General features: G+C 34.4%; 12 protein-coding genes and 1 pseudogene. 1 reads left to right on the forward strand and 12 read right to left on the reverse strand.

Translation table 11 applies throughout. The features are described from left to right. Positions 1–73: 73 nt before the first annotated feature. Complete coding sequence (locus NGI30_RS06040) at positions 74–865, reverse strand: TIGR00282 family metallophosphoesterase (protein ID WP_251516600.1); 792 nt, start codon at positions 863–865, stop codon at positions 74–76. A 164-nt stretch (positions 866–1,029) separates the two neighbouring features. On the opposite strand from NGI30_RS06040, the gene NGI30_RS06045 reads away from it, so the two are divergent. After that, the gene (locus NGI30_RS06045; protein WP_251516598.1) at positions 1,030–1,245 is read left to right on the forward strand and encodes a hypothetical protein; all 216 of its coding nucleotides are present in this window, start codon (positions 1,030–1,032) and stop codon (positions 1,243–1,245) included. Between the two features lie 213 nt (positions 1,246–1,458). On the opposite strand, the gene rny is transcribed toward NGI30_RS06045, so the two are convergent. From rny to NGI30_RS06100, 11 genes and pseudogenes are all read right to left on the reverse strand, one after another. Then, complete coding sequence (rny, locus tag NGI30_RS06050) at positions 1,459–3,018, reverse strand: ribonuclease Y (protein ID WP_251943040.1); 1,560 nt, start codon at positions 3,016–3,018, stop codon at positions 1,459–1,461. Between the two features lie 281 nt (positions 3,019–3,299). Further along, positions 3,300–4,346, reverse strand: a complete 1,047-nt coding sequence (gene recA / locus NGI30_RS06055) for a recombinase RecA (RefSeq protein ID WP_251516594.1) — start codon at positions 4,344–4,346, stop codon at positions 3,300–3,302. Between the two features lie 171 nt (positions 4,347–4,517). Continuing rightward, positions 4,518–5,660 carry a CinA family nicotinamide mononucleotide deamidase-related protein gene (locus NGI30_RS06060; RefSeq protein WP_251516592.1) on the reverse strand — a complete coding sequence of 381 codons (1,143 nt, stop codon included), beginning with the start codon at positions 5,658–5,660 and terminating at the stop codon, positions 4,518–4,520. A gap of 299 nt (positions 5,661–5,959) precedes the next feature. Then, positions 5,960–6,544 carry a CDP-diacylglycerol--glycerol-3-phosphate 3-phosphatidyltransferase gene (gene pgsA, locus NGI30_RS06065; RefSeq protein WP_251516586.1) on the reverse strand — a complete coding sequence of 195 codons (585 nt, stop codon included), beginning with the start codon at positions 6,542–6,544 and terminating at the stop codon, positions 5,960–5,962. Positions 6,545–6,569: 25 nt separating this feature from the next. Further along, positions 6,570–6,962, reverse strand: a complete 393-nt coding sequence (locus NGI30_RS06070) for a helix-turn-helix domain-containing protein (RefSeq protein ID WP_251516584.1) — start codon at positions 6,960–6,962, stop codon at positions 6,570–6,572. Positions 6,963–6,995: 33 nt separating this feature from the next. Continuing rightward, positions 6,996–7,838, reverse strand: coding sequence for a YmfK family protein (locus NGI30_RS06075; protein ID WP_251516582.1), 843 nt, complete (start codon positions 7,836–7,838; stop codon positions 6,996–6,998). 154 nt (positions 7,839–7,992) lie between these two features. Next, on the reverse strand, positions 7,993–8,697 hold the full coding sequence (gene ymfI, locus NGI30_RS06080; RefSeq protein ID WP_251516578.1) for an elongation factor P 5-aminopentanone reductase: 705 nt from the start codon (positions 8,695–8,697) through the stop codon (positions 7,993–7,995). A gap of 3 nt (positions 8,698–8,700) precedes the next feature. Continuing rightward, positions 8,701–9,987, reverse strand: a complete 1,287-nt coding sequence (gene yfmH / locus NGI30_RS06085; protein ID WP_251516576.1) for an EF-P 5-aminopentanol modification-associated protein YfmH — start codon at positions 9,985–9,987, stop codon at positions 8,701–8,703. Then, on the reverse strand, positions 9,980–11,251 hold the full coding sequence (gene yfmF / locus NGI30_RS06090) for an EF-P 5-aminopentanol modification-associated protein YfmF (RefSeq protein WP_251516574.1): 1,272 nt from the start codon (positions 11,249–11,251) through the stop codon (positions 9,980–9,982). The genes yfmH and yfmF overlap by 8 nt, the downstream gene beginning before the upstream one ends. Positions 11,252–11,282: 31 nt before the next feature. Beyond that, complete coding sequence (locus NGI30_RS06095; protein WP_251516572.1) at positions 11,283–11,996, reverse strand: GntR family transcriptional regulator; 714 nt, start codon at positions 11,994–11,996, stop codon at positions 11,283–11,285. Between the two features lie 2 nt (positions 11,997–11,998). Further along, positions 11,999–13,696 (reverse strand): annotated as a pseudogene (locus NGI30_RS06100) (DNA translocase FtsK); the annotation flags it as partial. Between the last annotated feature and the right edge of the window lie 79 nt (positions 13,697–13,775).

Below are 13,775 nucleotides of genomic sequence, written 5' to 3' on the forward strand. Positions count from 1 at the left end.
ATGATATCAAAATAAACCACCTTTATACTACGATAAAAGTGGTACAATACTAAACTCATACTAATGGACGATACTATGTTAAAGGATGATCGTCATTAATTAAAACACGTTCAATGTGTTTTGTCTTACCGTTTTTATCAAGGTCAATAATTACACCTGATAATACACTACGACCTGTGTCAGGTACGACATGTCTTTGTGGTAAGCTCGTTAAGAATCGGTAAATCACTTCGTCACGATTAATACCTAATATACCATCATAATAACCAGTCATTCCGACATCTGTAATGTAACCTGTACGACCTGGTAAGATTCTTTCGTCCGAAGTTTGTATATGTGTATGCGTACCGACAACGGCACTCACTCTTCCATCTAAATACCAACCCATTGCATTTTTCTCAGATGTAGTTTCCGCATGAAAATCCACGAAGATGTAATCCGTTTCTTTTTGAGCTTCTTCAATTAGTGCATCCGCTTTTTTAAATGGATCATCTATATCTTGCATAAATGCACGGCCTTGTAAGTTAATAACCGCTAACTTTATATCGTTAATTTGGACAAATCTCATTCCCACTCCCGGTGCTTCTTCCGGATAATTTGCTGGACGTACCATACGTTTTGCTTCATCAATAAAATCATATATCTGACGTTGACCGTATGTATGGTTGCCCATCGTCATAAAATCTACGCCTTCGCGTAATAATTCTTTATATATTTTTTCAGTGATACCTTTACCGTGGGCAGCATTTTCAGCATTTACAATTGTAATTGTAGGTCTATGTGTTTGTTTTAATTTGGATAGATAAGTTGAAATGGCTTCTCTACCAACCTTACCTACGATATCCCCAATAAATAATATTCTCATTTATAAGTTCATCCTCTCTTACTGCTAGTTTAAAGTAAATGAGATATGAAGAAAAGTATCTTCTAAAAATATCTAAAATAAATATAAGTTTTAATCATTGTTCAAGTGGTATCAATAATAGTAGATTAAAATTTTTCTAAACCAAAACATAGGAGTTGTAATATATGTCAATTAACATTGATCCACAACATTTTGCTGATTTAGTAGTTACAGCAAATCCATCTAAAAGTGAAGACGCAGAAGATATCGCTAAAGAAAGTTTAGAACTATATATCAATGCGTACCGTTTAGCTGAAAGATATGCTAACATCGCAACTAATTGTTATGATACTGCTGAAATCATTCAAGAAGTAAAATCTGCAGACTTAGAGTTAAAATAAGTTAAATATAAATTGAATCTCATTTTTGAATAATAAGTAGATTAGAAATATATTTAAATTGAGAAAGAGGCTGGGACAAAAATAGTTGTCTCAGCTTCTTTGTTAACTAGTGGGACTACGAGATCTCTATTAGAAAATTCGATTTCTCTCCCACACCCATTTTTCATAGAATTTATGTACAAATAAAAAAGCTAGCCCGAATTGGCTAGCTGATTATTTTGCATATTCAATTGCTCTCGTCTCACGAACAACTGTCACTTTTATATGACCTGGATATTGAAGTTCATCTTCAATTTGGTCTTTGATATCTCTTGCTAAGCGATGAGATTTTAAATCGTCGATATTGTCTGGTGATACGATTACACGAATCTCTCTACCAGCTTGGATCGCAAATGCCTTTTCAACACCATCATAGCTTTCAGATAATGTTTCCAATCTTTCCAATCTTCTAATATAATTTTCTAACGTCTCTTTACGAGCACCTGGTCTAGCTGCAGATAATGCATCGGCTGCTGCAACTAATATAGAAATAATAGAAGTTGGTTCTACGTCCCCGTGATGTGAATGAATAGCGTTAATAACTATTTCTTTTTCATCATATTTCTTAGCTAATTCGACACCAATTTCAACATGGCTACCTTCGACTTCATGATCGATTGCTTTACCAACATCATGTAATAAGCCGGCTCTTTTAGCTATTGTAACGTCTTCTCCTAGTTCAGCTGCTAACATTCCACTTAGGTGAGCAACTTCAATAGAATGTTTTAAAACATTTTGTCCATAGCTTGTACGATACTGTAATCGTCCTAAAATTTTCACTAAATCTGGATGCATATTATGAACGTTAATTTCAAATGTAGCTTGTTCACCAGCATCTCTAATAATATCATCTACTTCTTTACGGGCTTTATCGACCATGTCTTCGATGCGACCCGGATGTATACGACCATCTGATACTAGATTTACTAAAGCTGTTCTAGCAATTTCTCGACGAATTGGGTCAAATCCTGAAAGTATTACTGCTTCAGGCGTATCATCTATAATTAAATCAATGCCTGTTAATGTCTCTAATGTTCTAATATTACGGCCTTCTCTTCCAATAATTCGACCTTTCATCTCATCATTCGGTAAGTTTACAACAGAAACGGTTGATTCCGTTGTATGTTCAGCTGCTAATCTTTGAACAGTAGTAGCTAATAATTCTTTCGCATTTTTATCGACCGCTTCTTTAGCTTCTCTTTCTTTTTCCTTAACAAGTACTGCAATATCTTGTGACAATTCATCTTCGACTCTTTGAAGTTGCTCTTGGGCAGCTTCTTCTTGAGTGAGACCAGAGATGCGTTCTAATTCTTGTTCATGCTTATTTATTAATGATTGAACACTACTCTCTTTTGCATCTACTTGTTGTTGTTGTTCTTCAAGTTCAGATTCTTTTTGCTCTAAAATCTCATCTTTTTTGTCTAAGAGATCAGATTTTCGATCTAGATTTTTTTCTTTTTGAAGAAGTCGGGTTTCTTGCCTTTGAAGATCACCACGTCTCTCACGAAGTTCATTTTCACTTTGTTCTTTTAAGAATTGATTTTCTTCTTTAGCTTCTAAGAGCTTTTCCTTCTTAATATTATCTGCTTCTTTTTTACCGTGAGCGATAATATCTTCGGCAGTTTGTCTTGCTTGTAATTGCTTTTGATGCAATAAATTACGGGCTATCATATACCCTACAACAACTCCGAGAATAATACCTAGCAAAACGAGTAGGAGGTTTAATAAATCCACACAAACACCCCCTTTTCTAGGATTTTTGCTCTTTATATCAAATTCAAATATGATTATATGAAGTTATATAAGAATCATACAACTACAATTGTACGGTCTTAAGTAAATAAGTGTCAAGGTTTCCATTTCAATAATTTACCTACTTATAACAACACTTAAATACAACTTCATAATTCAAAAAATAAGATTTATTCTAATATAAAAAGAGCGTATACCTTATATATACGCTCTAACTATAGAATATCATATATAACTATTATATTGGTGGTTAAACTCTAATTTTATTCATCAAAAAGTGTTTCAGGAGTACTTTCTTCTTCTGACTCTTCTACATCTCCATCAAAAATACCCAATTTCTCGCGTAATTTCTGATCGATGTCGTTTTTCACTTCTGGATTTTCTTTCAAGTAAGTTTTAACATTTTCCTTACCTTGACCCATACGGTCACCATTATATGAATACCATGCACCTGATTTATCAACAATATCGTTTTCTACACCTAAATCGATAAGCTCTCCTTCTTTAGAAATACCTTTACCATACATAATATCAACTTCTGCTACTCTGAATGGTGGAGCAACTTTGTTTTTAACTACTTTAATCTTAGTTCTATTACCAACAATATCTTGACCTTGTTTCAATTGTTCAGCACGGCGAACTTCAATACGAATAGAACTATAGAATTTCAATGCACGACCACCAGGTGTTACTTCAGGGTTACCGAACATAACGCCGACTTTTTCACGTACTTGGTTGATAAAGATTGCTGTAGTATTAGATTTAGAAATAGCTGCAGATAACTTACGTAGTGCTTGTGACATTAATCTCGCTTGTAAACCTACGTGCGTATCGCCCATTTCACCTTCAATTTCAGCCTTTGGTGTTAATGCTGCAACAGAGTCAACTACTACAATATCAACAGCGCCACTTCGAACGAACGCTTCTGCGATTTCTAAACCTTGCTCTCCGTGATCTGGTTGTGATAAGTAAAGATTATCAATGTCGACACCTAAGGCTTGAGCGTATACAGGGTCTAATGCATGCTCAGCGTCGATAAATGCTGCGATACCACCATTTTTCTGAACTTCAGCGATAGCGTGTAAGGCAACTGTCGTCTTACCAGAACTTTCTGGACCATAAATCTCAACTATACGGCCTTTAGGGTAACCACCTACGCCTAATGCGTTATCTAATGTTACTGACCCACTTGATACACTTGAAACTCTGCGACCTTTATTATCACCGAGTTTCATTACTGCACCTTTACCAAATGATTTCTCCATATTCTTTATAACTGTATCTAATGCTTTTTGACGATCGTTATCCAATGCTGGACCTCCTATACGAGAATAATCTCTGTAAAATATCTTACTCATACTATACCTTGAATTTAAACATAGTTCAAGTATTTTACGAATATTTGTTCGTTAATTTTATAGGCGAAAAGACTCAAAAGAGAACAAACGTGCTATTTTTGAATTTTGTAGTCAATCATCTATTTAATTTAGCCAATTTAGTAATCTGATGAGTACATAGTTTTGTGTTCTAGATTTTTGTAATTTGTTCCTTTTTGACATTTTAAATGTTTGGATTTTAAGTTTACCCTTTTCTAAAATACCTAAATACACATTTTCGTCTTTATTTAATATGGCGATACCTATATCAGTTTTATATAAATCTTTTACAATTGTCGCTCCAACTGACAATTGTCTCTCAATCGTTGCATCATCTTGAACAAATTGTGTGTGATGCGGTAACATGCCTTGTAATTTATAATCCTCGTTAAAGTTTTGTAATCTTGAATATAACTCTCCATCAGTGACACCATCATAAATCGCAAATGATTGTTTCATTTCGTTCATAAATGCTTGTTCGATAACAATGTCATCTGAACCATAATAATATTTACCCACACGTGAAAGTATTTCTTTTTTTATAGGCTTTATTAACTTTTCACATTTCTTAACTGAAGTTGCATTTGCAGTAAGACGTAAATTAACTTCGTGAGCACCCGCTAAAGGAGCAAGCGTCGGATTCGTCTGTTCATCGATAAGATCAAGCAGCTCAGTCTCCAACTTAGATTCTCCAATACCAGCAAATCGTAATAATTCTGAATGTATTATACGTTCGTCATCCATGAGATGTGGTAACAGTTCTTCCTTTGCCATCGGTTGCATTTCTCTAGGCGGTCCAGGAAGTAAGGCAATCTTTTTATCATGATGATCTACAAGCATACCTGGTGCCATACCAACTTTATTCGTTAATACGTGTGAACCTTCTATGACAAGTGCTTGTTGACGATTATTCGCAGTCATCTCAACTTTTTGATCGTTAAAATATTGTTCGATACTTTCAAGTGCCGTTTGATCGGTAACAAGTTCACGATCTAAACATTTGGCAATTGTATGTTTCGTTAAATCATCTTTCGTTGGTCCTAATCCTCCTGTAAATATTACAGCATCATGATTATTCAGTGCATTGTTAAAGACACGTTCTAATCTTTGCGGATTATCACCTACTACAACGTGTTCAACAACACTATGCCCTATGCCGTTTAATAATTTAGATAGATATTGACCATTTGTATTTACAATTTGTCCTAGCAGTAATTCTGAACCAACAGCAATAATAGATATTTTCACTTTATGCCTCCTTACGCTTCTTATATAAATTTATAACTATAAAATTTCTACATTCCTTATTATAAAGCGAGAAGCGTATAAAAACTAAAATTTCGTTTTAACTCTATTAGTTTTTGAAATTTTATATAAAAAAAGGATGGGACAGAAATCAATTTTTAATAGAGATTTCGTAGCCCCACCTCGGCAATGATGACTAGGATTGAAAAAAGCTTGGTATATGCACATTTTCAGTTCAGACATTTATTGCCTAGTTAACAAAAGTCTGAGACATCTTTTACTGTCTCAGACTTTTTAATGAATTATTGATGTTTCGCTTTAAATACATCGCGACCTTTATAGAAATACTCAATACCAGATAAAATGGTGAAGAATACACCGATATAAAGTAAAACTTGTCCTATAGGGAAGCCAATCCAATGTGCAAACGGATCTCCGAATAAAATCCATATAATTGCAACCATTGTAACAGCTGTCTTCACTTTACCTAATTGACCTGCAGCACTCACAAAGCCTTGTTCAATTTGTAATAGACGTAAACCTGTTACTGCAAATTCACGTGCGATAATAATAATCGCAACAACTGAATTAGATAAACCAATTTCAATAAGTACAATCAGTGCACTTGAAACTAATAATTTATCCGCTAGAGGATCTAAAAATTTCCCCATATTTGTTACAAGTTGCCATTTTCTAGCTAAATAACCATCGACATAGTCACTTAGTGATGCAACTACAAAAATAATACCACTGATTAATAATTCAATTCTAATTTCGTATCCACCTAAAATCGATACTGTACCAAATCCAAAATTACATAACGCAAATAAAATAAAAAACGGAATCAAGATAACCCTAAACAGTGTTATCCAATTCGGTATATTCATACTAAATCCTCATTTCTATAATAACTTAAAACAGCAATACTGCTATAATCCACAAGATAACCGTGATAATGACAACAAAGCTCATCGTAATTGCTAACTGCCATGGTTCATTGTCTTTAGAGCGATATGTAGGTTTCTCATCTTTAGAAAAAGCTGATAGTGTTCGATCTAATTTATGATTACTATCGGGAATTTCGTCTCTATGCGAATCAATTAATTGATTCGCGTCAACATTAACCGCATTAGCATATTTTTTAATAAAGCCTTCAGCATAATTTTCGTTTGTTAAAGAAGAAAATTGATTTTGTTCAATTAAAGTTAAAGTACTGCGTTTAATCTGCGTACGTGATTCTAATTCATATAACGTCATGCCTAAGCTTTCTCTATTACTCTTTAATGTTTGACCAATCGACTTCAAGATGTAAATCCTCCTCAACACTTATCAAATATACTATTCTAATAAACCAAAACCGTCACCGAAACCATCGCCAAAGCCGTCACCACTAAAGTCCAAGTTATTTTTACTCTTGACTGTTTGTTGCTTCATCGCTTCGTATTGAATTTCTTGGTTTTCATTTTCTCTTAATTCAATAATATAGTCAAAGTCGTTCATTTCATAATCACTCGTCTCTACGAATAAATCAGGGTGTTCTACTACCTTAACAGCAGGTAAACTCATAACTTCTTTAACGAGTTCTTGGTGTTTTTGGCTTGATTCTCTTGCTGTCACAGCGCCATCGATAATGTAAACATGATCTGAATCATATTCCCCTTTGATTAATGAACTTCTCACAGTTTGCTTAATTAAAGTAGAACTGATAAATAGCCATCTTTTATGCGCACAGACGCTGCCTGCAACTATAGACTCAGTCTTACCAACACGTGGCATACCTCGAATACCTATTAACTTATGTCCTTGTTCTTTAAAGATTTCAGCCATAAAATCAACAAGTAAACCTAAATCATCACGTTCAAAACGGAATGTCTTTTTATCATCAGCATCTTGTTCAATATATCGCCCATGACGTACTGCCAAGCGATCTCTCAATTCAGGCTGACGCAACTTCGTGATAGAAATATCTTCAATTTCTTGTACGATTTTTTCAAATCTTTTAACCTTTTCTAAATTATCTGATTTGATTAATAAACCTCTACGGCCTTCATCTATACCATTTATCGTAACAATGCTAATTCCCATCATACCAAGTAAACTAGATACATCCCCTAAAAGACCAGCACGGTTGATAGAAATTTCATATTCAAGATACCATTCTTTTTTTGTTGCAACTGCCATACAGCTTACACCCCTTCGTTTATCCAATGGTTATATACTATTATAATAGACTTGTAAAAATAATACGTCTAGCATTTTTAAAAATTTAGTGTAAAAATCATTTAAAAAACAACCAAACTAACCATTCAATATAAATTAAATCAGCGTCTATCGTTTATAAATACCAAGCGCCATTTACCTTTTGAACAGTGCCCGTTATGCTTTGTGACATAGGATTACACAAATAACTACAACAATGTGCGACTTCTTCTGGTTGAATCAAACGTTGTTGCGGTAATTCTTGTATCATTTGTGCAAGTTCGTCTTCTGACCAAGCTTGCGACATTGCACCATCCACGAACCCTGGGGCAATTGCATTTACTGTAACTCGTGTCATCGCTAACTCCTGGCTTAATGCTTTTACAAAGCCTATTTGAGCAGCTTTCATAGCTGAGTATACAGATTCAAAACTCGCGCCTGTTTCACCCCAAATTGAACTGATAACTATCAACCTTCCAGTGTCACTTTGTCGCAGTATATCTACAAAATACCTACATATTCTAATTAACTGCCGAACATGAATATGATAACTTTGGTCAATCTCGTCATCAGTCATATCTTGTATCATCCCGTATAAAGCCGTTCCAGGTGAATAGATTAAACAATCCAACTGTTTTATAAAACCAAAATCATGTGCTAAATCGATTGACTTATGTAAATCACTCTGTACGAACTGAACCGGTTGTTTTTTATAAGTTTCCTTTAAATATTCAATATCAGCAGTATGGTAGTGAACAATAACTTCATAACCATCTTCTAATAACCGTTCTACAATTGCTGAGCCGATTGTACCTGAGCCACCGAGAACTAACGCTTTCATAGTTTATTTCATCTCCAGACGACTATCTACCATTTGATCTATATCTAAGCATAACTTAGCTGTTTCATTGACACTTTCCAACGTAATACTTTCTACAATTTCTAATAAATCGAAGAAACTGACCCCTTCAAAGTAAAGCTTAGTATATTGATTGGCGATATATTCAGGCGAGTTCAGTCCTGAAATAAATTCTCCTATAAATTGTTTTTTCAATAATTCAAATGCTTCTTGATCATTTAACTTGCCTTGATACTGCTTTAATTCATCTAATAACAGCGTCTTTAATTTGTCAGGCTCTTCAGTGGCACTCGTAATTAATGAAAAACTATACGATGGTTCAAGCATAAATTGATAACCAAACGTTTCATCTATGAGTTGCTGATTTAATAGGGTTTGGTAAAATTCAGTTTCTTCGCCAAACACAAGTTCAAAAAATAAAGTCATCTCTAAATCACGTTTTACAAATTGTTCAGCATGGATATCATCCATAACTTGGTTTTTAAATCCTAACATAAGACGTGGTGATTGTATCTTCATCTTTTCACTAACAAAAGACTGATTAACCTCTCGTTTTTCATTTAAAGGGTCACGCACAATCTTTGGTTGATTCGTTTTATTTCTATTATTTTCATGATCTGCAATAACATTATAAATATGCTCTGGATCAACATCGCCTACGACAAATAACACCATATTAGAAGGATGATAAAATGTTTCATAACATAAATATAAATCATCTTTCGTAATATTATATATACTTTCTTCGCTTCCAGCTATATCTACACGTATTGGGTGTGTCTCATACATTGAACGTAACGTATTAAACATTAATTTATAACCCGGTTGTTCTTGATACATTTTTATTTCTTCAGCGATGATACCTTTTTCTTTATCAACGGTTTCCTTAGTAAAGTAAGGCGTTTCCACCATCTTTAATAAACGTATGATATTACGTTCTACATGATCCGTTGCACTGAATAAATAGCTTGTGCGATCAAAACTCGTAAACGCATTCACTTGTGCGTTATCTTCAGCAAATGCTGTAAATAAATCTTCGTCTTCATTTTCAAATAATTTATGTTCTAAAAAATGAGCTACACCATCTGGTACGTTCACATACTCATCACTACCGTGTGGCTTAAAACGACTATCAAGCGAACCAAACTGCGTTGTATACGTTACGAATGTTTTTTGGAAACCAGGTTTAGGGATGATAAATACTTTCAAACCGTTATTTAATTGGTCATCATATACGTGTTCATCTATTTGTTGGTAGTAGGTTTTATTCACTTTGTTCCCCTCCTTGCGTCAAGACATATACTGTATCCAATATCGTTTGTTTGGCCACTTCCGTCACGTCTTCTTTAGTCACTTGTTGAATTTCTTTAATAATCATCGATTCCGTAAGTGGTTCATCGAGTAAAATATTATTATTTAAAATTTCGATCATACTTTTTGGACGGTCTTGGGATTCTTGGCGTTGAGAAATAATAACTTTTTTAGCTAATTCTAATTTATCTTCAGAGAATTGGCCTTGTTGTAATTTCTCAAATTCTTTAATAACCGTTTCCTTTGCAGTTTGCACTTTATCTACGGAAACGCCACTTAATACAAACATGTAACCATTTTTAGCATCAATTTGAGAGTGAATTGAATATGCTAAACTTTGTTTCTCTCTAACTTCGTTAAATAGAATTGAAGAAGGGTCTCCACCAAAAATCATATTTAACACAGCAATTGCAAAATATTGAGTATCCCCGAAAGTTGCCGGTAATTTATAACCAAAGTTAATTTTAGCTTGGTCTACTTCGTCATATTCTTCTATTTCCTGAGGTCTTTGATGTTCTTGCAATTGTGGTGCTTCAAGTGATAATGCATATGATTTAGAATTAAGATTAAAATATGTATTAACCTGTGATTTCACAGTTTGTTCATCCACATTCCCTACTACATAAACCGCACAAAAATCATCTTGCAACATAGATTGATATGTATGATATAAATTCTCAGCCGTAACGTGAGGTATGTAATCCACTTGTCCTGAAGATAAATGTCTATACGGTTGTTCACCAAACATGTATTGTAGTAAATTTAAGAACGAAATTTGTGATTTATTGTCTACAATAGATTGTAACTTTTTTGTTAGTAATGCTTTTTCTTGAGTAACAAACGTTTCATCGAAGGCTTCGTCATTAACTAACGGGTTCCAAATCATTTCTTTCAAAAGATTTAAACCTTTTTCGAATAAAGGCGTTTTATCTGTTAAGTATTTTTCGTTTACTAATTCTAATGTAAACGTAATGACATGTTTATCTTTAAATTTGGAAACATAGCTATTTACGTAAGCACCATATAATTGAGATAGCTCCTTACTAAATACTTTATCGGAAGGCCATTGTTTCGTAGCACGTATTAAAACTTTGCTTAATATCGACCTTGCCGTCATTGTTTCACTGTCCATAGGTGCCATGAATTTTAACGCTATGGTTGTAGTTTTAAATTTAGATGTAGGCATAACTTTTATATGTATATTATTCTGCGGTTCAATATTCAAATGAACTTGCCTCCCTTGACTATATGGTTATTTATAATTTCTTTCTTACCGTTTTAAATTTCACTAAACTACTTTTAAAATAATTAAATGAATAAAATATAGGTTGATTCAATTCATCATAGTGTATGATTTTTAAAAGCATTAAACCTTCATGAGGTGAAGCGTCTAATAAATCAGAAATATGCGGCTCATAACTGATTGCTTCCAATTCAGTCTCAGCAAATTTAACACGTTTCTCTGTATGTTGTTCAATCGCTTCTATTAAAGATTCGTCACTATTCTGATATTGCATACATGTTATAAAATCAGTTGGCACTTTATCTAAACAGTAAACTAATGGCATTCGGTTTGCAGTTCGAATGCGTTCTATAATCGTCACATAAGTTTTATCAGGTACATTTAATTTTTTTGCATCCAGTGAAGTGGCTGGCTTTTCGTCAAAACTAATGAACTCTGTACCTGCACGATAACCATGTTGTTCAATCATATCACTGATACTGACAAGTTCCCCTAAGGGATAGAAGAATGGGTGCTGTGATTTAACGCTCGCACCCTCTTCTAAATGATTTGATAATACCTGCTCAGTAATTAGCTCATCAATTGCATCAAACACATCGTCTGTTTTAACTTTAAGTTCACGTGCAATTGCGAGGTGGCTCGGTAGTTGCGCACCGTCTTGAAGCTCGCCTTGATTGATTTGTTGTAAAATCCATTCTTTAACTTTATAAACAGATGTAAGCTCCACAATTACACCTCCTCGTTATTTAAATCGACTAAAATTTGTCTTGGTTTACTACCTTTTTGTGGGCCAATAACTTGATTACGCTCTAAATCATCCATGAGTCTAGAAGCTCGGTTATATCCGATCCTAAACTGACGTTGTAGTAATGAAGTACTCGCTTTTTGTTTCTCAATAACGAATAAATATGCTTCATCGTATAAGCTATCTTCACTTTTCATTTCAGATTTTTCTACTGGTGCGTCAGGTTCCATTTCCTTAACGTAATTGGCTTTTTGTTGTTCAACCACGAAATCCACTACATTCTGTACTTCTTTTTCACTTAAGAATGCACCTTGGACACGTGTTCTCGTTGAACCACCATTCGCAACGTATAACATATCACCTTTACCGAGTAATTTATCAGCACCCGCACTATCTATGATTGTTCTTGAGTCAGTTTGAGAACTAACTGCAAAGGCAATTCTGGTTGGGATATTATTTTTAATCAATCCAGTTATCACGTCTACAGATGGACGTTGTGTGGCAATAATTAAATGAATACCTGCAGCACGCGCAAGTTGAGTGAGTCGTTGAATAGAATTTTCAACTTCTTTTCCAGCTACCATCATTAAATCTGCCAACTCATCGACGATAACTACAATATAAGGTAATTCTGGCTGTTTTTCATCAAGTTCTTCATTTTGACGTCTAATGATCTCATTATACCCTTCAATATTCTTAGTAGACGCATGGTGGAATAAATCATAACGACGTTCCATTTCTGCCACTATTTTTTCTAGTGCTTGTGATGCCTTATGTGGGTTTGTCACCACGGGTATCAACAGATGGGGAATACCATTATATACGTTTAACTCAACCATTTTAGGGTCAATTAACATGAGTTTGACTTCATGTGGCTTCGCATTTAATAAGATACTGGTAATAATACCATTGATACAAACAGATTTACCACTCCCTGTTGAACCAGCGACAAGTAAATGCGGCATGTTATTTAATTGTACTGTGACTGGATTTCCCGAAATATCTCTACCTAACCCAACTTCGAGTTTATTCTTAGCTGGGAACTTTTCATCTAATACTTCTTTAAGTGAAACAAGTGATATTTTGTCATTAGGTACTTCGATACCTACAGCCGAACGACCAGGAATCGGTGCTTCAATTCTTATATCTTTAGCTGCTAAAGCTAACGCAATATCGCTGTGCAAGTTAACTATTTTACTTACTTTCACACCTTGTGCAGGTTGAACTTCATACTGCGTCACAGCTGGACCAATTTTAATTTGAGTTACACGTGCATCTACACCAAAGTTCTTCAATGTTGTCTCTAACAGTTGGCCTTTTTTCTGAACTTCTGTTTTAGAGGTCGATTGTTGTTTTGTAGGTTGGTCAAGTAAATCTAATGGTGGAATCGTATACGATGCATTACCTACCTCTCCTGCACCTTGAATAGAACTATTCGAAGTATCCGATTCATTATGTTCCTCATTTTTATCAGGCTCAGCGTTGTAAGATTGTGCATGACTATTAGTATTTCCCACGTTTTCTTCACCAAAATTGCGTTTCTTACGTGTACGTTTCGCAGTTGATGAAGCTTGCGTTACATTTGAATCTTCACTATCACCGTGACCATAAATCGGTATATTAGATTGTTGTTCTTTATCTGTTATTTCAGGAAAATCTGAAACATCTTTTACATTGTCTTGTTCTTCTTGTTGTTGTTTAGCTTGTTGCTCTCTTTCAGCCTTTTTCTCTGCTCTCACCCGGGCTTTGGCATCTCTTTTC

The organism is Staphylococcus sp. Marseille-Q5304 (genome assembly GCF_943737015.1).
Lineage (GTDB): Bacteria > Bacillota > Bacilli > Staphylococcales > Staphylococcaceae > Staphylococcus > Staphylococcus hsinchuensis.